The sequence below is a fragment of the Sinorhizobium sp. BG8 genome, assembly GCF_016864555.1.
Lineage (GTDB): Bacteria > Pseudomonadota > Alphaproteobacteria > Rhizobiales > Rhizobiaceae > BG8.
In genome coordinates this window covers 2,791,771-2,813,698 of the sequence record NZ_CP044011.1, presented here as the reverse complement: position 1 = coordinate 2,813,698, position 21,928 = coordinate 2,791,771, and the positions used below count along the sequence as shown (strand labels likewise).

18 protein-coding genes, 2 tRNA genes and 1 pseudogene are annotated in these 21,928 nt (G+C 60.6%); 10 read left to right on the top strand and 11 right to left on the bottom strand.

Features of this window, described 5'->3' with window-relative positions:
• Window positions 1–85 precede the first annotated feature (85 nt).
• Both F3Y30_RS13340 and F3Y30_RS13335 read left to right on the top strand, forming a co-directional pair.
• Window positions 86–427: a hypothetical protein gene (locus tag F3Y30_RS13340; RefSeq protein ID WP_203423174.1), complete on the top strand. Its 342-nt coding sequence runs from the start codon at window positions 86–88 to the stop codon at window positions 425–427.
• 162 nt (window positions 428–589) lie between these two features.
• Entirely contained in the window at window positions 590–1,222 is a 633-nt protein-coding gene (locus tag F3Y30_RS13335) for a CatB-related O-acetyltransferase (RefSeq protein WP_203423173.1), read from the top strand.
• A 163-nt stretch (window positions 1,223–1,385) separates the two neighbouring features.
• On the opposite strand, the gene F3Y30_RS13330 is transcribed toward F3Y30_RS13335, so the two are convergent.
• Both F3Y30_RS13330 and F3Y30_RS13325 read right to left on the bottom strand, forming a co-directional pair.
• Entirely contained in the window at window positions 1,386–1,865 is a 480-nt protein-coding gene (locus F3Y30_RS13330) for a cupin domain-containing protein (RefSeq protein WP_203423172.1), read from the bottom strand.
• Between the two features lie 62 nt (window positions 1,866–1,927).
• Entirely contained in the window at window positions 1,928–3,025 is a 1,098-nt protein-coding gene (locus F3Y30_RS13325) for an alpha/beta fold hydrolase (protein ID WP_203423171.1), read from the bottom strand.
• Between the two features lie 440 nt (window positions 3,026–3,465).
• Here F3Y30_RS13325 and F3Y30_RS13320 point away from each other — a divergent pair.
• A tRNA-Glu gene (locus F3Y30_RS13320) sits at window positions 3,466–3,540 on the top strand.
• A gap of 95 nt (window positions 3,541–3,635) precedes the next feature.
• Here the strand turns inward: F3Y30_RS13320 and recJ are convergent.
• From recJ to F3Y30_RS13300, 4 genes are all read right to left on the bottom strand, one after another.
• Window positions 3,636–5,438, bottom strand: coding sequence for a single-stranded-DNA-specific exonuclease RecJ (gene recJ, locus F3Y30_RS13315; RefSeq protein WP_203426612.1), 1,803 nt, complete (start codon window positions 5,436–5,438; stop codon window positions 3,636–3,638).
• 176 nt (window positions 5,439–5,614) lie between these two features.
• Window positions 5,615–6,937, bottom strand: a complete 1,323-nt coding sequence (locus F3Y30_RS13310) for a homoserine dehydrogenase (protein ID WP_203423170.1) — start codon at window positions 6,935–6,937, stop codon at window positions 5,615–5,617.
• Window positions 6,938–6,998: 61 nt separating this feature from the next.
• Window positions 6,999–8,216 carry an LL-diaminopimelate aminotransferase gene (locus F3Y30_RS13305; RefSeq protein ID WP_203423169.1) on the bottom strand — a complete coding sequence of 406 codons (1,218 nt, stop codon included), beginning with the start codon at window positions 8,214–8,216 and terminating at the stop codon, window positions 6,999–7,001.
• 174 nt (window positions 8,217–8,390) lie between these two features.
• A complete protein-coding gene (locus tag F3Y30_RS13300) occupies window positions 8,391–8,744 on the bottom strand; it encodes an SHOCT domain-containing protein (RefSeq protein WP_203423168.1) in 354 nt (117 codons plus the stop codon).
• Between the two features lie 164 nt (window positions 8,745–8,908).
• Between F3Y30_RS13300 and phaC the strand changes: the two genes are divergently transcribed.
• The 4 genes and pseudogenes from phaC to radC form a co-directional block, all read left to right on the top strand.
• Window positions 8,909–10,765, top strand: coding sequence for a class I poly(R)-hydroxyalkanoic acid synthase (gene phaC / locus F3Y30_RS13295; RefSeq protein WP_203423167.1), 1,857 nt, complete (start codon window positions 8,909–8,911; stop codon window positions 10,763–10,765).
• 19 nt (window positions 10,766–10,784) lie between these two features.
• Complete coding sequence (gene sfsA / locus F3Y30_RS13290) at window positions 10,785–11,504, top strand: DNA/RNA nuclease SfsA (protein WP_203423166.1); 720 nt, start codon at window positions 10,785–10,787, stop codon at window positions 11,502–11,504.
• 29 nt (window positions 11,505–11,533) lie between these two features.
• On the top strand, window positions 11,534–12,364 hold the full coding sequence (gene map / locus F3Y30_RS13285; RefSeq protein ID WP_203423165.1) for a type I methionyl aminopeptidase: 831 nt from the start codon (window positions 11,534–11,536) through the stop codon (window positions 12,362–12,364).
• A 95-nt stretch (window positions 12,365–12,459) separates the two neighbouring features.
• Window positions 12,460–13,233: pseudogene (gene radC, locus F3Y30_RS13280) on the top strand (DNA repair protein RadC); the annotation flags it as partial.
• An 18-nt stretch (window positions 13,234–13,251) separates the two neighbouring features.
• On the opposite strand, the gene F3Y30_RS13275 reads toward radC, so the two are convergent.
• A complete protein-coding gene (locus tag F3Y30_RS13275; RefSeq protein WP_203426611.1) occupies window positions 13,252–14,283 on the bottom strand; it encodes a magnesium and cobalt transport protein CorA in 1,032 nt (343 codons plus the stop codon).
• A 239-nt stretch (window positions 14,284–14,522) separates the two neighbouring features.
• On the opposite strand from F3Y30_RS13275, the gene sthA reads away from it, so the two are divergent.
• Window positions 14,523–15,929 (top strand): Si-specific NAD(P)(+) transhydrogenase, encoded by a 1,407-nt coding sequence (sthA, locus tag F3Y30_RS13270; protein ID WP_203423163.1) that lies wholly within the window; start codon window positions 14,523–14,525, stop codon window positions 15,927–15,929.
• 315 nt (window positions 15,930–16,244) lie between these two features.
• Here sthA and tig read toward each other — a convergent pair whose 3' ends face one another.
• The 4 genes from tig to F3Y30_RS13250 form a co-directional block, all read right to left on the bottom strand.
• Window positions 16,245–17,729 carry a trigger factor gene (gene tig, locus F3Y30_RS13265; RefSeq protein WP_203423162.1) on the bottom strand — a complete coding sequence of 495 codons (1,485 nt, stop codon included), beginning with the start codon at window positions 17,727–17,729 and terminating at the stop codon, window positions 16,245–16,247.
• 278 nt (window positions 17,730–18,007) lie between these two features.
• Window positions 18,008–18,092 (bottom strand) — tRNA-Leu (locus F3Y30_RS13260).
• A 150-nt stretch (window positions 18,093–18,242) separates the two neighbouring features.
• Window positions 18,243–18,836, bottom strand: a complete 594-nt coding sequence (locus F3Y30_RS13255; protein ID WP_203423161.1) for a GDYXXLXY domain-containing protein — start codon at window positions 18,834–18,836, stop codon at window positions 18,243–18,245.
• A 2-nt stretch (window positions 18,837–18,838) separates the two neighbouring features.
• Window positions 18,839–19,942 (bottom strand): DUF2157 domain-containing protein, encoded by a 1,104-nt coding sequence (locus tag F3Y30_RS13250; protein ID WP_203423160.1) that lies wholly within the window; start codon window positions 19,940–19,942, stop codon window positions 18,839–18,841.
• A 1,096-nt stretch (window positions 19,943–21,038) separates the two neighbouring features.
• On the opposite strand from F3Y30_RS13250, the gene F3Y30_RS13245 reads away from it, so the two are divergent.
• Complete coding sequence (locus F3Y30_RS13245; protein WP_203423159.1) at window positions 21,039–21,182, top strand: DUF1127 domain-containing protein; 144 nt, start codon at window positions 21,039–21,041, stop codon at window positions 21,180–21,182.
• Between the two features lie 539 nt (window positions 21,183–21,721).
• Window positions 21,722–21,865, top strand: a complete 144-nt coding sequence (locus tag F3Y30_RS26720; protein WP_203423158.1) for a DUF1127 domain-containing protein — start codon at window positions 21,722–21,724, stop codon at window positions 21,863–21,865.
• Window positions 21,866–21,928 lie beyond the last annotated feature (63 nt).

Sequence of the window (21,928 nt, the reverse complement as noted above, 5' to 3'; positions counted from 1 at the left end):
TCCAGGAGCGTGGCCAAGGGGCTTAGTTCCAGGCTGGCAGCTTCTTTGTCGTGCCTACGAACGGTTTGCGCACTTGGCCCCACGCTTGGATTTCTCGGCGACGATTTCGACCTGGTCCGATCCGATGGATCGCGTTGCGCCTGAACCGGTGTGCAAGCCCACCACGCTGGTCGGCCCTGGTCGAGCTTGCCGTATCACGAGGCGCGCGGATAAACGAACCCGCGCGCCATCGGAAACGACCAGCAAGAGCGTGCGCAACGTCCCCTATCAAGTCCAGTTTTCCGGCCTTCTCGTCGACAGCGACTTGTTGGCGCAGAGCGACAAGATTGAGGACATAGATTCAGTTCTCATCTGGAAATTCGGGCAGATCAAACAGCTCTCCGGAGTGGGCTCGAAAGCTGTCGTTCGGCACGGACGGCGCGAATGACCGCTCTGCGCCAGCGGCGGTCACAGCGTTCGCTCATCCATGTCGCTGCGTCCATTCAGATGTTTCATGACAGCATTCGAATACCGCCATGGATTGTAACGCGCTACGACGCTAGCCTGCCCGACATAAGTCTATGCTGTCGCCTTCATTTAAGGGATTTCCATGCCGCTTCTCGATGCCGAGGCCATTCATCCCATCACCTTGCCCGATGGCACCGTCTATCGCGATACGGTCTATCTGAAGAACGTCATCGATCATCCGCGCATCGAGGTCGGCGAATATAGCTATTACACCCATTCCGGAAAGCCTGAAGATACGGCCCAGATATTGGCTCCCTATCTCGGCCATGGCGTTCGCGAACGGCTGGTTATCGGCAAGTTTGTGCAGATCGCACAGGGAAGCTACTTCATAACCAGTTCGGCCAACCATCCAATGACCGGTTTCAGTACCTATCCATTCCGTATCTTCAAGCCAGAGACCTTCGGCTACAAGGATTTGCCAACAAGGGATACTGTTGTTGGCCACGATGTATGGATCGGTCATGACGCAGCTATCATGCCCGGAGTGCACATCGGCGCAGGCGCAATTGTTGCCGCCGCTTCGGTGGTTGCTCGCAACGTTCCGCCCTATGCCTTGGTTGGAGGAAACCCGGCAACAGTCATCCGGATGCGCTATCCCGAAGAGGTTATCACGGAGCTTCTCGGTATTGCCTGGTGGGACTGGCCGATAGAAAAAATCGAACGCAACATGGCCGCCTTGAGCGATGGCGACCTCCCAGCCCTCCGAGCGGCCTGAACAAAGGCAAACCTGAGTTCCGAACGTCCGCTCCGGGCCTCATATTGGAAAGCTAGCAAGGAAAGCTCGGAGCGCCAAAGGCGGGCGACTAAGCATCCAATTGAACCGAGAGGGTGCTGCATGGTTTCTTGGGCCGTGTGACCGGAAGGATGCTGGATCAATCCTAAGTCGGCATGTCGGTCGGCTTCAGCGGCGGACCAAGGAACTCCATCTCCCATTTGGCGCCAAAGCGGTTTAGAACGGCCCTATCGGGAATACCGGTCGCCATGACAGACCCGAGCTCGGTGAAAAATGCGGCGGCATCCAATGCCGGCGTGATGAGAATGTATTGCCGTGCCGGCTTGTCACTGATGTTTACAAAACCATGCTCGGCCCCGCCGGGAATGCTCACAACATCCCCGACTTCGGCAATGAACCGGCGTCCGTCGACCTCGTACAGGTAACGCCCCTCCAGCACCCTGAAGATTTCGGCCTCGCGGTGGCGATGCCGAGGTGGTCCGGAGCCCGGACTATTGATCGTCTCGATAATCGAGAACGCTCCGTCGCTCGCCGAAGGAGGAAATCGAACATGAAGTACAAGTCCGATCGCGGGGATGACAATGCCTGGTTCAGATGCATCCGAACGCTGGAATTGGATGGTCATAGGCGTCGCCCTTGGTGTTGTGAGTGATGCGCCTCCTATGCGAGGCTCGACATGTCAAAGGTTCAACGCTTCAAAACGTCATCCAGCCAATCGAACATGCGCTGTTCCGTAAGCGTACGCGCCAGCGGCTGGCAGTGAAAATTGGCGCCCTCTGCCGCTGTAAACGCCGAGAGCATCTTCTCGCCCGGAAGCATGTCGGCCAGCCGCTTGGCTTGGCCCGGCCAGAACTGCTCGTCCTCCGGGTCGGTGATGAACATCGGCGTCCGGATCCGACCGGCCACGTCTGTCAGATTGTATTTCAGTACTTCCCGGATTGTTTTGAAATAACTGTCTTGCCGATAAGGCCTCGCGCGAAACTTCCACATCCTGGACGTGTCGCCTGAAAGCTTCATCCCCAGGGACATCTCAATATCGAACCGTCGCTCATTGCCCTCGTTGAGGAGCTTCTTCAGTTCCGACGGAAGATGCTCGACCCAGGACGTTGACACGTCGACCACGCCCGGATCCGCCACCGCTGCAGCAATCCGATGTTCGAACGCCAAGGCACGCGGCACCCAGTAACCGGCTTGGCTGACGCCATAGATTGCAAGAGGATTCGATCCTACGTCCGCGCGCTCAAGCAGGAAGTCCACGACGGGGGTAATGACGGCTTCCCAATCGAACCGGAATGGCACGTCTCTTTCGAACAGGAGCGACTGTTGGCCTGGTCCGTCAAACATCAGGACAGTATAGCCCCGTTCCAAAGCGGCCTTGGCGCAACCCCAAAGGCCGCTCAACGTGCCGTCGCTACCATTCACGAGGATCAGGCAGCGTTTTGCGTCGGTGCCCGTGGGCTTGAAGAGATACCCCGGCATGGTCATGCCCTCATAGGGAATGTCCACCCGCTCGGTCTTGATCGATGTTCCATCGACGAAGTTGTCCCAAGCCTCGCGATGCAGTCGGAACGTCGGCACCAGCAGCTCATCGCTCTTCAGCCGATCAATGCCGCCAAGAGCGACGCCGAAATAGGTCGATGCGCGGAGATACGAACCGGCCGCACTAAGAAGATGACCACGCGCGGCACTTTCGTCCGCGATCTTCTGAACCCGCTCGCCGAGCGCCATCCACCGGTCGAACCACGCCTGGGGATCCCCTTCGTCGATCTCGGCGATTGCCGACAAAACCTCTCCTGTATCAGCGGCACCTGATGCTACTTTTCCAAGCGTTGTGCGCACCTCAAAGTCGAGGTCAGCATCCCCATAAAATCCAGAGCTGAATACGCGGTTGGGATGCAGGAAGGGGTTTCTCATCATGCAGTCCTCCTGGCGGGGTTCCGATGAGTTAATCTCTCAGCTTCAATAAAATCTGCAAGATCTTCAAACGGGGGTCGCTGATCGACAGCTTCGTTCAGCTTGGCAAGATGTTCGCGGTCGAGATCCTGGAAGGCACCTGGACACCGCCGGCGGTCGAACGAGCACGATAGGCAATGTGTGATCGCCCTGTCGATGCAAGTCAGCTCCCAGTTGCTCTGTGTCCTTTGCGGATCTGAAGCGGGCCATCCCAGGTCCGCGCCCTGCCTTGTAGGTTTGCCCGCGCGCGCCTATATTGCCTTCTCGTGAAAGCGCCCATCGTCTAGCGGTCAGGACGCCGCCCTCTCACGGCGGCAACACGGGTTCGATTCCCGTTGGGCGTACCACTTCCTGCCAATCGCCGTTTTACTTCCTACGACGAGACAATCGAGTGGCACGGCTCGTGTGCGGACAAGGCGAACCGGTCCATGCTGCTCTTCGCTCAGAAGGCCTTTGCCGCGTCGACGAGGCGCAGCTGTACACGGCGGGTGCCCTGCCAGTGATCGGCCGATATGCATCCCGCCAGATGGACCGCCTGCCCTCGCTCCTTCATCAGGAACGCGCCGAGGTCGTTGTCGGCAGCGCGGAAGGCCATCGCTTCGATACGCCCGCCATCCGGCCCCTCCAGGGCGACGCGCAGGTGGTTCGTGCCGACCTGGCGGACATCCTTCAGCCGGTGGGAGGGAAGCGCGAAGACAGGCTGCGGGTGACCCGATCCGAACGGACCCGCCTGCTCCAGCTGATCGGCAAGCGCAAGCGTCGCACCGGAGGCGCTGAGCGCCCCGTCGATCTTGATCGTCTGGACCGCAACGAGTTCGCGGATGGTCTTTTCCGCCCGCTCCTGGAAGAAGGCACGCAGTTCGCCAAGTCTTGCACGCTCGACGGTGAGGCCCGCGGCCATGGCATGGCCGCCGCCCTTGACGAGGATGCCTTCCTCCACGGCCGCCCTGACCATTTTCCCCATGTCGAAGCCGTTGATGGAACGGCCGGAGCCCGTCCCTTTTCCGGAAGGATCGAAGGCGATGGCGAAGGCGGGCCGGCGGAACTTCTCCTTCAGCCGAGCCGCAAGAAGGCCGACAACTCCCGGATGCCAGCCCTCGCGTGCCGTCAGGATGACCGAGGCCCCCTCACCCGTCCCGTACTCGGCGAAGGCCTCGGCTTCGGCTTCGGCGAGCATCGCCGCCTCCATCCCCTGGCGCTCCCGGTTGAGCATGTCGAGACGCTCCGCAATCTCATCGGCAGCGGCGGCATCGTCGAGCGTGAGCAGCCGGCTCCCGAGAGCCGCGTCGCCGATCCGGCCGCCGGCATTGATCCTTGGTCCGACGAGGAAGCCGAGATGATAGGGCGTCACCGGACCGCCGATTCCGGCCTTTTTTAGCAGTGCCGTCAGCCCGACATTGCCCAGATGGCGTGCGGCCACCAGTCCCTTGACCACGTAAGCGCGGTTGAGGCCCTTGAGGGGCACGACGTCGCAGACCGTGGCAAGGGCCACGAGATCAAGCTGAGCCAGGAGCTCGAAGTCGGCCCCGCGCCTGTCGCCACGCTCGCGCAGGACCCGTTGCAGCGCGACCAGCACCAGGAACACAACGCCCGCCGCACAGAGATGTCCCTGACCCGAAAGGTCGTCCTCCCGGTTCGGGTTTACCAGCGCCCTGCAAGGAGGGAGCGTTTCTCCGACCTGGTGGTGGTCGATCACCACCACGTCGATGCCGCGGGCGCTTGCAGCCGCAAGCGATTCATGGCTCGTCGATCCGCAATCGACAGTGACAATCAGTTGCGCACCCCGATCGATGAGCTGGCCGATCGCTGCAGGGTTCGGCCCGTAACCTTCGAAGATCCTGTCGGGAATGTAGATCTCCGCCTCGATGCCGCAATGGGCGAGAAAGCGATAGAGGAGCGCGGACGATGCGGCGCCATCGACATCGTAGTCGCCGAAGATCGCAACCCGTTCCCGCCTTGCGATTGCATCGGCAAGCCGCAGTGCGGCAGCCTCGCAATCCGTCAGAGCATAGGGGTCGGGCATCAGCCGGCGAATGGTCGGGTCGAGAAAAGCGAGTGCGTCGTCGAACAGAACCGAGCGGCCGGCAAGCACCCGGGATATCAGATCCGACAGGCCATGGGTCTGGCTCATGGCAAGCGCCCGATTTTCGCCCGCCTGGTCAAGACGTGCAATCCAGCGCTGCCCGGTGGCGGAGCGCTCCACGCCGAGGAAAGCACGCTGTATCGAATCGCCTGAAGACACCACAGCCAAGCCCAAAATCCAAACGTTCCCCGCCCGCCTCGAAAAGCCGTGAAGGCCGTTCGGGGCGGAACGGCCGCAAGCTAGCCTACAAGCCTGCGGTCCGGAAGTGGCCTCCGGAAATCGCGGCGTGTCATGCCGGGCATCTGATTCGGCGCAGCCGATCCTCGGCTTGCGCTGGCCTAGACGTTCTTCGGACGCTCGATGCGGATCACCTGCGGCTCACCGATGAGGTATCCCTCACCCTTGATCGAATGGACCGCCTTGCGGACAGAATTCTCCATGGTCGCATGCGTGACGAGGATGATGGTCTGCGGTTCGGCTGCCTCGGTGTGGTGCTTCGGGCGCTGCACGATCGACTCGAGCGAGATGTTATTTTCGGCCATGTGCGTCGCGATGCTCGCGAACACGCCGGCACGATCCTCGACCGAGAGGCGGATGAAGTAGCCGCCGTGATGCTTGCGGATCTGGGCGCGCTTGTACTCGAGCAGCGCCGAGGCCGGCCGGCCGAGGGCGGGAACCGTCTGTGCGCCGGGCCGGCTCTTGGCAATATCGGCGATATCGCCGAGGACCGCCGACGCGGTGGCGTTGCCGCCGGCTCCGGGCCCGACCATGAGCAATTCGCCGAGAATATCAGATTCGATCGCAACGGCATTGGTGACGCCGTCCACCTGGGCGATCACCGATTCGAGCGGTACCATCGTCGGGTGAACACGCTGCTCGATGCCGGTATCGGTCTTCTGCGCGACGCCGAGCAGCTTGATGCGGTATCCGAGATCCGATGCGGCGCGGATATCCTCGATCGAGATGTTCGTGATGCCTTCCAGATAGATGTTGTCGGCCGCAATCTTCGTCCCGAAGGCGAGCGTGGTGAGGATCGAAAGCTTGTGCGCGGTATCATTGCCCTCGATGTCGAAGGCAGGATCCGCCTCTGCATATCCAAGGCGCTGTGCTTCCTTCAGGCAATCCGCGAAGCTCAGCCCTTCCTTCTCCATCTTGGTGAGGATGTAGTTGCAGGTGCCGTTCATGATCCCGTAGACGCGGGAGATGGTGTTGCCGGTCAGCGATTCACGCAGCGCCTTGATGACCGGAATGCCGCCGGCGACGGCGGCCTCGAAGTTGAGCAGGCACCCGTGCGTCTCGGCAAGCCCCGCAAGCTCGACGCCGTGTGCCGCAAGCAGCGCCTTGTTGGCCGTGACCACGTGGATGCCGCGCGACAGCGCCGCCTTGACGGCCGAATACGCCGGATCGCCCGCGCCGCCCATCAGTTCCACGAAGACGTCGATCTTCGCCTCGTGCGCCAGCACGAGGGGATCGTCGAACCAGGTGACACCCGAAAGATCCACGCCCCGGTCGCGGCTGCGATCGCGGGCCGTGACCGCGGCAATCTCGATCGGCCGCCCGCACGTCGTCGTCAGCATGTCGCGGCGTTCGACGAGAATGCGCGCAAGCGAGGCACCAACGGTTCCCAAGCCCGCTATGCCGATCTTCAGGGCATCAGCCATAGTTATTTCCTAGCTTTTCAGAGATGAAAACCCTGCGGTCTGAACGACCGCAGGGCGAATATCAGCGATGTGCGTTCAGCGATATCACGTTGTGCATCGTATCGTCGGCCGTCGAGAGGAAGCGCTTGATGTTGCGCGCGGCCTGCCGGATGCGGTGCTCGTTCTCGACGAGCGCGATGCGCACGTAGTCATCGCCCTGTTCGCCGAAACCGACGCCGGGAGCCACGGCAACATCCGCTTTGTCGACGAGGAGCTTGGAGAACTCGAGCGATCCGAGATGCCGGAACTTCTCGGGAATCTTCGCCCAGGCGAACATGGTGGCCGCCGGCGGCGGCACCTCGAACCCGGCCTTGCCGAAGCTGTCGACCAGCACGTCGCGGCGACGCTTGTAGATGTTGCGCACCTCAGCGATGTCCGAGCCGTCGCCGTTGAGTGCGTGGGTGGCGGCGACCTGGATTGGCGTGAAGGCACCGTAGTCGAGATAGGACTTCACACGCGTCAGAGCGGCGACCAGCCGTTCGTTGCCGACGGCAAAGCCCATGCGCCAACCGGGCATCGAGAAGGTTTTCGACATCGAGGTGAATTCGACCGCAATGTCGATAGCGCCGGGAACCTCGAGAACGGACGGCGGCGGCGGGCCATCGAAATAGATTTCAGAATAGGCAAGGTCGGACAGCACGATGATGTCGTGCTTCTTCGCGAAGGCCACCACATCCTTGTAGAAGTCGAGCGAGGCCACATGCGCGGTCGGGTTCGACGGATAGTTGAGAATCAGGGCAAGCGGCTTCGGAATGGAATGGCGAACGGCCCGTTCCAGCGGTGGGAAGAACGTCTCGTCCGGCTCGACCGACATCGACCGGATCACGCCGCCGGCCATCAGGAAGCCGAAGGCATGGATCGGATAGGTCGGGTTGGGGCACAGGATGACGTCGCCCGGCGCCGTGATCGCCTGCGCCATGTTGGCGAAGCCTTCCTTGGAGCCGAGCGTGGCGACGACCTGGGTGTCGGGATTGAGCTTCACACCGAAGCGGCGGGCATAATATGCGGCCTGCGCGCGGCGAAGGCCGGGAATGCCCTTCGACGACGAGTAACGGTGCGTGCGCGGATCCTGGACAACTTCGCAGAGCTTGTCGACGATTGCCTTCGGGGTCGGAAGGTCGGGATTGCCCATGCCGAGGTCGATGATGTCCGCGCCGCCCGCTCGCGCGCTTGCTTTCAAACGATTGACCTGTTCAAAAACATAAGGCGGCAAACGCCGGACTTTATGAAACTCTTCCATTTTCGACCTCGTTGTGCGCGGTGCGCCCGGCGACCTCGCCGGACGTCATAGCGACGCGCGACTCACGCTATCCGGATACCGCCAAATGCGTTCAAAATGAAGGCGCACCGGCGACCGAAAGCGGTCCTTACGACCGTACTCCGCTTTGCTGCCAAACGGGCAGAAAGGCAAGCACTAATTCTGTATTTCCTTGAGCGTGTCGGGGCCGTGAGTGGTGGCGAGCGCCTCGAGTTCGGCAAGCTTGCGACGATATTCCTGCTCCGAGATGGCGCCCGAACGGCGCTGCGCAGCAAGACCGCTCAGGCGGGCGCTGTAGGAGGCTGCCTCCTCGTTGCTCATCTGCGTCGTCGCCGCTTTCACGGGCGCGGTGATATCGGGGTAGACGTCCGACCGGTCCGGCCCCGGATAGGTGGTCGAAGCCGGTGTCGCCGTGCTTTCGCTCGTGCTGCACCCGACCAGAGACACGGGCAGCGTTGAAATCGCCCAGAACAGAGTGGCGATCCTGGCTGCCTTGCCCAAGTTTGTCATCAGAGACGTGTCCTCCAATAGTGCCATCCGCCGGCTTTTCGCTGCCGGGATGCGTCCATGCGGGACGAAGCTGCGGTGGCGAGCCCAAAATGCTGTAGCCCTTGTATTATCTTTCGGGCAGTATGTAAAAACAGAAACTAACAACAAAATCCGGAGGAAACGGAGTGGCGGAAAAGACAGACGCCGAGGCCCGCGAAGCCGCCGACGCAGCTACCGGATTTGCTGGTTTCGATCCAAAGACAATAGAGCCGTACATCGTGAAGGACCCCGAAGCGCTGGCCGTCAATCTGGCCCGAACCGTCGAGCAGATGGGCAAGGCGGCCTCGGCTTGGCTTGCGCCGCGCGAAAGCGGCGAAAAGGTAGATACCGTCGCCGAGCCCCTCGTCGACATGGTCAAGACACTTTCCAAGGTCTCCGAATACTGGCTGTCAGACCCGCGCCGCACACTTGACGCGCAGACCGAGCTCCTCGGCAGCTTCTTTTCGATCTGGTCCCGTACACTGCAGAAGATGGGTGGGGAGCAACCGGTGGAGGAGGATGACCCCCACCGGGCGGACAAGCGATTCGCCGATGAAGACTGGGTGAAACATCCGTTCTTCGACTTCCTTCGCCAGGCCTACTTCGTGACCTCGGACTGGGCCGAAAAGCTGGTCACCCATGCCGACGGCCTGGACGAGCATACGCGCCACAAGGCCCAGTTCTACGTCAAGCAGATCGCCAGCGCAGTTTCGCCGACGAATTTCGTCACGACTAACCCCCAGCTCTACCGCGAGACTGTCGCCACGAGTGGCGCCAATCTCGTGCGGGGCATGAAAATGCTTGCGGAGGACATAGCCGCCGGTCGAGGCGACCTGAAGCTGCGTCAGACGGATACGAGCAAGTTCGCCATCGGAGAGAACCTTGCGATAACGCCCGGCAAGGTCATCGCCCAGAGCGACATCTGCCAGGTCCTGCAATATGACGCGACGACCGCCGAAGTGCTGAAGCGGCCGCTGTTGATCTGCCCGCCCTGGATCAACAAGTTCTACGTCCTCGATCTCAATCCGCAGAAGTCCTTCATCAAATGGGCAGTGGACCAGGGCCACACGGTATTCGTCATCTCCTGGGTCAACCCCGACGGCCGCCATGCCGAGAAGGACTGGGAGTCCTATGCACGGGAAGGCGTCGGCTTCGCGCTCGATACGATCGAACGCGCAACCGGCGAGGAAGGCGTCAACGCCATCGGTTACTGCGTGGGCGGAACGCTCCTTGCCGCCACGCTCGCGCTCCACGCTCAGGAGGGCGACAAGCGCATCCGATCCGCGACCTTCTTCGCAACCCAGGTCGATTTTACCTTTGCCGGCGACCTCAAGGTCTTCGCGGACGAAGAGCAGATCGAGATGATCGAGCGCGGAATGAAGACGACGGGGTACCTGGAAGGCTCGAAGATGGCCACGGCATTCAACATGCTGCGCGCCTCGGAACTGATCTGGCCCTACTTCGTCAACAACTACCTCAAGGGGCAGGAGCCGATGCCTTTTGACCTGCTCTACTGGAATTCGGATTCCACTCGAATGGCAGCGGCCAACCACTCGTATTATTTGCGTAATTGCTATCTCAAGAATAACCTCACAAAAGGCGAGATGGTGATCGCCGGGAAGAAGCTTTCCCTCAAGGACGTGAAGATCCCGGTCTATAACCTCGCGCCCAAGGAAGACCACATCGCCCCCGCCAAATCGGTCTTCGTCGGAAGCCAGTACTTCGGCGGAAAGGTAACCTACGTGATGTCCGGTTCCGGACACATCGCGGGCGTGGTCAACCCTCCGGACAAGATGAAGTACCAGTTCTGGACCGGCGGTCCTCCGAAAGGCGATTTCGAGGATTGGGTCGCCAAGGCAAGCGAGACGCCCGGCTCGTGGTGGCCCCACTGGCACGCATGGATCGAGAGCCTCGACGACCGGAAGGTTCCGGCGCGCAAGACCGGCGGCCCGTTGAACTCGATCGAGGATGCGCCGGGCTCCTACGTTCAGATGCGAGCCTGACGCCGAGCCAAAGCCACCAATGATCTTCGATCCGCCCCTCGTGCCAGCGACGCTCGTCCAGCGTTACAAGCGCTTTCTCTTCGACGCCGTACTCGACGATGGCCGGGCGATCACCGGGTCATGCCCGAACACTGGCTCGATGCGCGGGCTCACGGCGCCCGGATCGCGCATCTGGATATCGGAGCATGACGGCGCGCTGCGCAAGTATCGCCACCGCCTCGAACTCGTCGAGGCAGGCGGTACGGTCGTCGGCATCAACACTGGACTTCCGAACCGGCTGGCTGAGGAGGCTATCCGGGAAGGACTGGTCGGCAATCTGAAGGATTACCCGGTCATCGAGCGCGAGCGCAAATACGGACGCAACTCCCGGGTCGATCTCCTGCTGTCGGGACCGCTTCTCAGGACCGCCTATGTCGAAGTGAAGAACGTTCATTTCCGGCGAACGCCAGAACTGGCGGAATTTCCTGACACCGCCACAGTACGAGGAACAAAACATCTCGAGGAACTCGGCGATATGGCAGAGGCGGGACATCGCGCAGTCATGCTATACATAGTTCAGCGCCCGGATTGCCTGCGCTTTCGCATCTGCCGCGATCTCGATCCGGTCTACGCCGTTGCCTTCGAGCGCGCCCTGAAACGCGGCGTGGAGGCGTATGCAGTCAAATGCGAGGTTTCGCGCAAGCAAATTCGACCTACTGCATTGATCGAGATGGACGAACCCGGCATAGCTACTCTATGAACTTCTAAGAGACAATCGAAAGCCCCGTTATGGTTACCTACGTCGACGCCCTTTCCGCCCCCCTGAAGAACACGGGCGTCATCCGTCTTTATGACGCGGAAGCGTTCGCAGGCATGCGAAAGGCCTGCCAGCTGACGGCGCGTTGCCTTGATGAACTTTCTGCGCTTGTTGTCCCGGGCGTTTCGACGGACGTGATCGACCGTTTCGTCTTCGAGTTCGGCATGGATCATGGCGCCCTGCCCGCAACGCTGAACTACCGGGGCTACACGAAGTCGTCGTGCACCTCGATCAATCATGTTGTCTGCCACGGCATACCGAACGACAAGCCGCTGCGCGAAGGTGATGTCGTCAATATCGACGTGACCTACGTTCTCGACGGCTGGCACGGCGATTCGAGCCGGATGTATCCCGTCGGCCAGATCAAGCGCGCCGCCGAGCGGCTGCTGGAAGTCACCTACGAATGCCTGATGCGTGGCGTGGCGGCGGTAAAGCCCGGCGCCCGTACCGGCGCCATCGGCGAGGCAATCCAGTCCTATGCCGAGGCCGAGCGCTGTTCGGTCGTGCGTGATTTCTGCGGTCACGGGGTGGGACGCCTCTTCCACGATGCCCCGAACATCCTCCACTACGGCCGGGCGAACGAAGGGCCGGAAATGAAGGAGGGAATGATCTTCACCATCGAGCCGATGATCAATCTCGGCCGCCCCCACGTGAAGGTCCTCTCCGACGGCTGGACGGCAGTGACACGTGACCGGTCACTTTCGGCTCAGTACGAGCACGCCGTCGGCGTCACCGCCACCGGCTGCGAAATCTTCACGCTCTCTCCGGCCGGCCTCGACCGTCCCGGGCTTCCGGCCAACTAGAGTAACGGATGACGAAAACGCCTGCCGGCTCAGATGATCCGAGAAGCCCTCCCCGCCGCGACCCGGACGGCGGAGGTTCGGCAGGCGGCGCGACTGACCTCTTCGGCGCGAACGACGAACGCGGCCACTTCGCCGAGCAACGCGCGCGCTCCACTTCTCTCGGCAAGCTGTCTCCTGCCGCGAGCAAGGGCGTCGGCGATGCCCACTATCATGGCCACCGCGACCGTTTGCGCGCGCGCTTTCGCGACAGTGGAGAGACGGCCCTTGCCGACTACGAACTTCTAGAACTGATCCTCTTTCGTCTCATTCCGCGCAGGGACACGAAGCCTATCGCCAAGGCGCTGCTTGAGCGCTTCGGAACGCTCGCCAATGTATTTGGCGCGCCGCCGGCGCTTCTGCAGGAAGTGAAGGGCATCGGAGAGGCCGTCGCGCTCGACCTGAAGCTCACGGCTGCGGCCGCGCAGCGCATGCTGAAGAGCGAGATCCGCAACAAGCAGGTCCTGTCGTCCTGGTCGTCGTTGATCGCCTATTGCCACGCCGCCATGGCGCACGAGGCGCGCGAGCAGTTCCGCATTATCTTTCTCGACAAACGCAATGCCCTCATAGCCGATGAGGTGCAGGGGCTCGGCACGGTCGACCACACGCCCGTCTATCCACGCGAAGTCGTCAAGCGGGCGCTCGAGCTTTCGGCGACCGCGATCATCCTTGTGCACAATCATCCGTCAGGCGATCCCACGCCGTCACGCGCCGATATCGACATGACCAAGACGATCATCGACACCGCCAAGCCCCTCGGAATCACGGTCCACGATCACATCATCATCGGAAAGGACGGTCACGCGAGCCTCAAGGGGTTGCGGCTGATCTGAGATCGGCAGTGAGCGCGCTCAAAGCCACTTCGCACGTCGGAAGAAGCGGTAGAGCGTCAAGCACAGCGTGACGATCACCAGCAGCACGATGAAGTATCCGTAGCGCATGTGGAGCTCCGGCATTTCCGAGAAATTCATCCCGTAGATCCCGGCTATTGCCGTCGGTACAGCGAGAATTGCCGCCCAGGAGGCAAGCTTGCGTGCGATCTCAGTCTGCTCGGACTGCCCTATCATCAGGCTCGCCTCGAACGTGAACGCCAGAACCTCGCGGAGCGAATCGATATCCTCCTGCACGCGGCGGACATGATCAGTGACATCCCGGAAGAGCGTGTGAAGGTTCGCATCCATTCCCGGGAGTTCGAGGTGCTCATGGCGCCGGCACACATCTACGAGCGGAACCACCGCATTGCGCAAGCGCAGAAGATTGCGACGCAGGAGGTAGAGACGCTCGACGTCCCTCTTGTCCAACCGCTCTCTCAGCACACGCTCTTCGAGTTCCTCGACCTCCTCGTGGATCGCCTCGACCACGGGCAGGTAGTTGTCGACGATGAAATCGAGGATGGAATAGAGGATATAGTTCTCGCCTTGTGCAAGCGAAACGGGCGTGGCCTCGCAGCGTTGGCGCACCAGATTGTAGGACGTCGAGGGTCCGTGGCGTACCGACACGACATAGCCGCGGCCGACGAAGATGTGCGTTTCGCCGAAGACGATCACATCGTCCTTCATGTGTGCCGTGCGCGCCACGACGAACATGGCGTCGCCGTAGATTTCGAGCTTCGGTCGCTGGTGGGCGTGGCAGGCATCTTCGATTGCCAGGTCATGTAGCCCGAAGGCCGCCTGAACTTCTCGCAACAGAGGATCGTCCGGTTCATGGAGCCCGATCCACACGACCGTGCCCGGCCGCTCCCTCCAGGCGGTCGCCTCCTCGATCTTGATGTCGCGAATGCGCTTCCCGTTCTCGTAGACCGCCGCTGCAACAACACCGGGCCGAGGTGGCAGGCTAGCCGGCATGGCGCCATCGAGGTCCGCCGTGTTCGCGCCAGAGGTCATCGTGCGAACCTTGCTGCTCGTTCCCACCGCCATAGTCCCCTCCCATCCTAGTCTCAACTCCACACGGGTACGGCGCGTTAGCCGCTTTGGATTATACTCCCGCAGGCGACGACTTGACATCCGCAGGACTGGGAGCCTGACATAATGCTTTTATTAAATTGTAAGATTGACCATATAGTCGCTTGAGGATGAAAATTTCCGCATCGCACAATGATTCCATCTCATCTCCGGAAGTACCCATGAACCAGTACGATCTCGTTGTTGTCGGCAGTGGCCCAGCAGGACGCCGGGGGGCGATCCAGGCTGCCAAGCTTGGCCACAAGGTCCTTGTCATCGAACAGGGCAAGCGGGTCGGCGGCGTCTCCGTGCACACCGGCACCATTCCCTCGAAGACATTGCGCGAGACCGCCCTCAACCTTTCCGGCTGGCGCGAGCGTGGCTTCTACGGCAGGGCCTATCGGGTCAAGCAAGAAATCAGTGCCGAGGATCTGCGCCGCCGCCTCCTGATTACGCTCGATCACGAGGTCGAGGTTCTGGAGCACCAGTTCGCACGCAATCGCGTGCAGCACATGCGTGGCAAGGCGAGCTTCGTCACGCCTGAAACGCTCCAGATCATCAAGGACGATGGCGAAACCATCCATGTGACGGGCAAGAGCATCATGCTCGCGGTCGGCACGAAGCCCTATCGCCCCTCGAACATCCCCTTCGACGGCCAGGCCGTCCTGGACAGCGACGAGCTGCTCGATATCACCGACCTGCCTCGTTCGATGGCGGTCATCGGCGCCGGGGTCATCGGCATCGAATACGCCACTATCTTCAGCGCCCTGGACACGGCGGTCACCGTCATCGATCCGAAGTCAACCATTCTGGAATTCATCGACAACGAAATCGTCGATGACTTCATCTATCAGCTTCGAGACCGCAACATGAAGCTGATCCTCGGTCAGAAGGCGGAAACCGTCGAGAAACTCGAGAACGGCAAATGCTCGATCAAGCTCGACAACGGCCGCGTCGTAGTGACCGACATGGTGCTCTATGCCGCCGGCCGGATGGGTGCAACGGACACGTTGAACCTCGCAGCCGCCGGGCTGACGGCCGACAGCCGTGGGCGGCTGAAGGTCAATGCCGAGACTTTCCAGACCGAAGTTCCGCATATCTACGCCGCGGGCGACGTGGTCGGCTTCCCGAGCCTCGCTTCCACCTCGATGGAACAGGGTCGAATCGCGGCACGGGTTGCCGTCGGCGCAATCGCCAAGGAGCCGCCGAAGTATTTCCCCTACGGCATCTACGCCGTTCCGGAGATTTCCACCTGCGGACTGACTGAAGAGGAAGTGAAGGAGCGCGGCATTCCCTATGAGTGCGGGCTCGCCCGTTTCCGCGAAACGTCGCGCGGCCACATCATGGGGCTCGACTCCGGCCTGCTCAAGTTGATCTTCTCGCTGAAGACGCGCCGCCTCCTCGGCGTCCATATCGTCGGCGAAGGGGCGACCGAGCTCGTTCACATCGGCCAGGCCGTGCTGAACCTCAAGGGAACAGTCGAGTATTTCGTAGAGAATACGTTCAACTACCCCACCCTCGCAGAAGCCTATAAGATCGCCGGCCTCGACGCCTGGAACCGCATGGGCGAGATCAAGAGGGCCGACTGACCCGTCAGCCACAGCCGCCTTCAATCACCCCATTCTCTGCGTCTGCCGCGCCCTTCAACACACGTTGAAGTGAGCGCGGTTGCGTTCGGCTGATGTTTGGCGACGTGGCGACACCAAGTGCGCGGCGCGCCGCGATCCATTGGGTTCGCAGGGCGCGCCTTGTCACTAAACCTCCGCATATGATTGCATCTGGAAACCGATAGCCCGTCCCGGAAGACATTACTTCATGGACGCTGTCGGCAATCCGGCCTCAAACGCAAAAGGCCGCCCCTTGCGGGACGGCCCTTCAAGATTTGTCGCGCGAGGCGCCGGAAATTACTCGGCGGTGTCGTCGGCAGCCTTCTTCTTGGCGGCGGCCTTCTTCTTCGGAGCGGCAGCTTCCTCGCCTTCCTCGGCGTCAGCCTTGGCAGCGGCCTTCTTCTTCGGCGCAGCCTTCTTGGCTTCGGACTTTGCGTCGCCTTCGGCTTCGTCGTCAGCCAGAAGCTCTTCCTTCGAAACCGTCTTGTCCGTGACGTTCACTTCGCCGAGGAGATGGTCGACAACCTTCTCTTCGAAAAGCGGAGCGCGGAGCGAAGCGGCTGCACCCGGGGTCTTCTGGAAATATTCGAGGATCTGCTTTTCCTGGCCGGGGAACTGGCGAAGCTGTTCGAACAGCGAGCGCTGCATTTCCTCGTCGCTTACCTGAACGTTAGCCTTCTCGCCGATTTCGGAGAGGACCAGGCCGAGGCGAACACGACGCTCGGCGAGCTTGCGATACTCGACGCGTGCTTCTTCCTCGGTCGTTTCCTCGTCTGCGAAGGTCTTGCCAGCCTGCTGGAGGTCGGTGTTGATCTGGCGCCAGATGTTTTCGAACTCGGCATCGACCAGGCGCTGCGGCGTGTCGAACTGGTACATTTCGTCCAGCTGGTCGAGGATCTGACGCTTGACCTTCTGGCGGGTCATCGAGCCGTACTGGCTTTCGATCTGGCCGCGAACGACTTCCTTGAGGCGGTCGGCGGACTCGAGACCGAGGGTCTTTGCCAGTTCATCGTTGATTTCGAGCGCGGCCGGAGCGGCGACGTCCTTCACATTGATGTCGAATGTGGCTTCCTTGCCGGCCAGATTCGCAGCCGGATAGTCGGCCGGGAAGGTTACGGTGATCACCTTTTCGTCGCCTGACTTCAGGCCGACGAGCTGATCCTCAAAGCCCGGAATGAAGCGGTTCGAGCCGATTACCAGCTCCGCGTCTTCATCCTTGCCGCCGTCGAAGGCAACGCCGTCGACCTTGCCGAGGTAATCCATGGTGACGCGGTCGCCTTCAGCGGCCTTGCCCTTCTTGCTCTCGTAGGTGCGTGCGCTCTCGGCGATACGCAGGATCTGGTCGGTGACTTCCTTGTCGTCGATATCGACGACTTCGCGCACGACCTTGATGCCGGAGACATCCTTGAGTTCGATTGCCGGAATCACTTCGTAGGACAGCGTGAACTCGAAATCGGCCTCTGCGTTGAGGATCTTTTCGGCTTCCGCCTGATCTTCGGTCATGGCGACTTCAGGCTGCGTCGCGGACTTCTCGCCACGCTCGGAAAGGATTTCGGTCGGACGGTCACGGATGATCTCGTTGACGAGATCCGCCATGATGGACTTGCCGTAAACCTTCTTCAGGTGTGCGACCGGAACCTTGCCCGGGCGAAAGCCGTTGATGCGAACGCGATCCTTGGCTTCTGCCAGGCGCTCGTTCATGCGAGCTTCCATGTCCTTGGCCGGAATAACGACCTTGATTTCGCGCTTCAGCCCTTCAGCGAGCGTTTCGATAACCTGCATGTTCAAACCTTTATTTCGAGTTGGCGGTGCTCGACCGGAAGCCGGTTTGTCGCGAGCACCCCTCCGGGGTCCATTTGCCGGGTGTGGCTTTACTGAATTTTGTGGCCTTTTGGCAAGCAAAATGGCGCTGGATCGCAAACCCTCTCAAACCGGAGCCGATTCGAGGACAAGGGCAGCATTCTTATGCGAGCCGCCTCGCACCTCCGATCCATCGAAGCAGCGGAGCAAAGGCCAGTTCCACGCCATGACGGGACACCCATCCCGCATCTTGTGGTTCCTGGTGCGGGTAGAGAGACTTGAACTCCCACGCCTTGCGGCACCAGAACCTAAATCTGGCGTGTCTACCAATTTCACCATACCCGCGTTCAGAAAGCCGCATAGCCACCGGGCCGCAAATGCCGCCGCACGTGGTCTTCCCGAGCGCGGCGTCTCTATATCATCCGATTCTGCGGGATCAAAGGAAAATGTGACACGCCGGTGCCACATTTAAACAGGGGATCGGGCAACCTTCCGTCAATAGAGCGGCTCATCATAGACGGGCTTGCCTCGCAGGAGGATACGGGCGATTTGCATCTCGCCTGACGCCGACACGCGTGCGTCGATTTCGAGCTCGTCCTGGTTGCGGGCATCCTCGAGGACCCTGCCCTCGCCCTCCGGAACATAGTAGCGCTCGATGCCGTACTGCACGAAGAGCGTCTCAGGCAGCCCTCCCTCGCCGCTCCTATAGAATTCGAAGGGCAGGCTTCGCACCACCACGCTGCCTGCCGCCGGGGCCAGATCCGCGAACGAGGCCTCGCTCGCAGTCCAGGTGCCATCGGCGCCCGGCAGAAGTCTTACATTCAGCCGCTGCTCTCCCGAGCGCGACGGGATCGGGCCCGTGATGATCGTGCTCGGTATTGTCGACATCGGGTAGCTCAGCACCACGTAGTCGCCACGCAGGAGGTCCCTTGGGTCGACAGGCAGTGTTTTCAGCCGAACCTCTGCGCCGCTCCGCAGGATCGAGGCGCGCCCCTCGACCATGTAACCGATGATCGCCGTTTGCAGCACCGCCACGAGGAGACCTGCAACAACTGGTGAAATATGCCAGCCGGACAAGACGCGTGCCATGATCAAGCCTCCACCTTTGTCGCGGCTCCGGAAAACCGCCTTTCGAGTCGCAGCACCATCCATGCAACCAATGCGACGACCAGACCGGAAACGAGGAAGAAGCCTGACGTCCCGATGATCGACCCTACCGTTTCGGATGCAAGATAGAGTGTCTCGGCCGCGAAGGCGGCATAGGCCAGATAGCGGACGGCGCCATTGTCCCTGCCGGAGAGAACGATCCCGCCGATCGCAACGGCAAGTGTCACGATCCCGAGCACAAGCGTTCCGCCCACCGTCTGGTTCTCGAAGTGAAGTACGAAGAGCCCGCCGAGGAGTACGAGGTAACTGTAGAAGGCCGGCGCCGAGCCCGCCTGCCTGGCCATTGCATGAAGAGGCGAGATGCGCAGCGTCGCAAGCAGGTAGCAGATTGCACCCCCTGCAGCGATCGCAAACGCCGTAACCCTCCCGTCGTTCTCCATATAGAGAAGGAAAAGCCAGGCCACAGCCTGAAGATAGGCGAGATGCCTCGCCCGGCTCGCGCCCGTATACCGTGCAAGCAGCAGTACGACCACCGCAAGGAGCGGCATCAGCCAGACGAGCAGATCGCTCGGCGGACCCAATGTTTCTCCCCAATCCACACCCGACACTGCAAAGGCCAGAAATCCGGCGACAGCCGTGACAGCACCGGACCTAAACAACGCCGCGGCGGCGACTGCGCCGGCAAACCACGTGAGCATAGCCTGCGTCGCATCCCCTGAGAGATGATACATCTGGCCGACCAGGGCGATCGCGCCGCCAAAAAATAGCGTCCCTGCGACGAGAAACGCTGCCGACAACCGCGGTGCCCCTCGCGCCGCGAGCCATCCACCGCCGAGATAAGCCCCCCAGATGAGCGCGATGATCCCGCCGAGCCGGATCGTACGTGGTATCGCTTCCCAGTTCGCCGCCACGAGAAGCAGCGCGGCCGCTGAAACGAGGAGCGCGGCAATGATCATGAGTACCCGCCCCAGACTGAAGCTACTCTCGCGCGCGTCATATTCTGCAAGCAGTCTGTCCGCTGTGCTTCCGTCCAGGAGGCCACCCTTAACCCACAGTTTCAGATCCCGTTCGAGCCTGCCCCGATACATCCCCACCCCCTCGTGAATGGCGCCCGGAGAAGCGAAATGGCATTTCCGAAGCGATTCGAGCCCTGTCAATGCAAGGATACCGGTTCCGACAGCAATTTTACAGGAGGGGCAAAAACCGAGATTTCGGGCATTTGCCCAAACGAAATCGACGAAAATCCTCCGAAGAAAAGCGAAACCCCACCAATATGGGGAGAAATTCGAGCTAAACGCGCCTGCAGCCCGCAATATCGAGCAAATTAGTGGACATGCAGCGTGCGCATATCTTCCATGCTCATATTGCACTGCACAAAAGCAATTTATCATACTATGTTGAGAGCATGGATCGGAGAGATCCAAAGCCCTGAAGTTTCAAGGCGCTGCACATGGCAGTGACAGAAACAGGGGCAAGCGGCATCGGTCAGCCGCCCGGACCACGGTCTGGACAAGACCCGGAGCCCGAAGGGCACCGAAATGAATTCGAAGCGGCGCACTCCTCCTCCCAGCGCCTCTTCGATACGATTGGCGACACTCCTCCTCCCAGTCGCCAGTCACTCCAAATGACGCCCGCTGGACCTCCTCCCCCAGCGGGCGTTATTGTTTGCGAAATTCTCATGTCAAATTGATGTTATTTTACGTTTTCGGAGCAATTTCTCCACAATTGCCTATTTATTAGGCCAGTTTGCGCCTATTTTCTTGTCTAGATATGCGTAATTCGCATTGGTGTTATTCCTGAAACTCGCTTTTCTGCAGCAACGAACGACACTATATTCATCTCATCAATCGGGCGACGCACTCCTCCTCCCAGCGAAGCCCGATGCGATTGGCGACACTCCTCCTCCCAGTTGCCAATCAAGACAAGTAGCGCTCGCTGGACCTCCTCCCCCAGCGGGCGCTATTTCTTTTCCCCCGCCAGAAGCACTCAAGCTCGCCGCCCAAATGCGCTCAAATTGTGCGCTCATTTTGATGATTTATAGGATTGACATGCACTGAGTGCATGGGTGCCATACGGCATTGTCTCTGTCTTTCCGAAGAAACTCACGTATATTCAAACCATCAGATCGGGGGTTGGCGCAGAGCCTTGCAGCAAACCCGCAACACAAAGGAAAGGAATACGAAAATGAACTTCGCTCGCTCTTTCAACAATTGGCGCAAGTACCGTCAGACCTGCACCGAACTCGGCCGCATGTCCGACCGCGAACTGAACGACCTCGGCATCGGCCGCAGCGACATCCCGCACGTTGCCCGTCAGGCTATCAAGTAATTCGCAGTAGCAGCCGACGGATTACCGCCTCAAACGCCTTCCGAAGAAATTCGGGAGGCGTTTCTAGTTTGGGCGCAGCATAACAGGCACCCCACCCCGCCTCGACCAATCGACCCCACCGCCGCTCGATCGCCCCACATCTCCGGTCGCGGCCGGCTCCACCATGACGCGCATTCGCTCTCAGTGGCTCCCCACCCCATCGCCCGCCCTCCCGTGACTGTCGAGCATGGCTGATCTTGCCTGCGAAATCGGCAGCAGACCGACGGAATGAACCCGGCGGTTATTCGCCCAGCGCCCCTGCGGCAATCTGACCTACGAAACGCCTGAAATCCGGGGCCTTCGTCACCACAGCCGGTTCCGCGAAAACGCCCGCCTGTTTTCTCATCACTGGCTTGAGATGCACAGTTTTCAAACACCTTATTGCACAATTGCATAGCAGGTGCTGTTTCTTTGCACTGCACAAATACAAGGAGAAGGCGTAAATAGACACCAACAACCGATGACGCTTCCGTCACGGCAACCCATCGAGGAGATGAACCATGAACCCGATCCGCATTGCAAAGAACTGGATTAGCTACCGCCGCACCCTGAACGAACTCGGCAACCTGTCGAACCACACGCTCTCGGACATCGGCCTGACCCGCTACGACATCCGTGGCATCGCAGCACGTTCCTTCCGCTAAGCAAGCCGAATTTCCGACGCTGCTGCCGGAATACGGATAAGCGCGAGGAACGATCTAAACGGC

Bases quoted from the DNA above. Each gene is read 5' to 3' on its own strand.
- F3Y30_RS13335 (WP_203423173.1), top strand. From the start codon at position 590: ATGCCGCTTCTCGATGCCGAGGCCATTCATCCCATCACCTTGCCCGAT.
- F3Y30_RS13330 (WP_203423172.1), bottom strand. From the start codon at position 1,865: ATGACCATCCAATTCCAGCGTTCGGATGCATCTGAACCAGGCATTGTC.
- F3Y30_RS13310 (WP_203423170.1), bottom strand. From the start codon at position 6,937: ATGGCTGATGCCCTGAAGATCGGCATAGCGGGCTTGGGAACCGTTGGT.
- F3Y30_RS13305 (WP_203423169.1), bottom strand. From the start codon at position 8,216: ATGGAAGAGTTTCATAAAGTCCGGCGTTTGCCGCCTTATGTTTTTGAA.
- F3Y30_RS13300 (WP_203423168.1), bottom strand. From the start codon at position 8,744: ATGACAAACTTGGGCAAGGCAGCCAGGATCGCCACTCTGTTCTGGGCG.
- sfsA (WP_203423166.1), top strand. From the start codon at position 10,785: ATGATCTTCGATCCGCCCCTCGTGCCAGCGACGCTCGTCCAGCGTTAC.
- map (WP_203423165.1), top strand. From the start codon at position 11,534: ATGGTTACCTACGTCGACGCCCTTTCCGCCCCCCTGAAGAACACGGGC.
- F3Y30_RS13275 (WP_203426611.1), bottom strand. From the start codon at position 14,283: ATGACCTCTGGCGCGAACACGGCGGACCTCGATGGCGCCATGCCGGCT.
- sthA (WP_203423163.1), top strand. From the start codon at position 14,523: ATGAACCAGTACGATCTCGTTGTTGTCGGCAGTGGCCCAGCAGGACGC.
- tig (WP_203423162.1), bottom strand. From the start codon at position 17,729: ATGCAGGTTATCGAAACGCTCGCTGAAGGGCTGAAGCGCGAAATCAAG.
- F3Y30_RS13255 (WP_203423161.1), bottom strand. From the start codon at position 18,836: ATGGCACGCGTCTTGTCCGGCTGGCATATTTCACCAGTTGTTGCAGGT.
- F3Y30_RS13250 (WP_203423160.1), bottom strand. From the start codon at position 19,942: ATGTATCGGGGCAGGCTCGAACGGGATCTGAAACTGTGGGTTAAGGGT.
- F3Y30_RS13245 (WP_203423159.1), top strand. From the start codon at position 21,039: ATGAACTTCGCTCGCTCTTTCAACAATTGGCGCAAGTACCGTCAGACC.
- F3Y30_RS26720 (WP_203423158.1), top strand. From the start codon at position 21,722: ATGAACCCGATCCGCATTGCAAAGAACTGGATTAGCTACCGCCGCACC.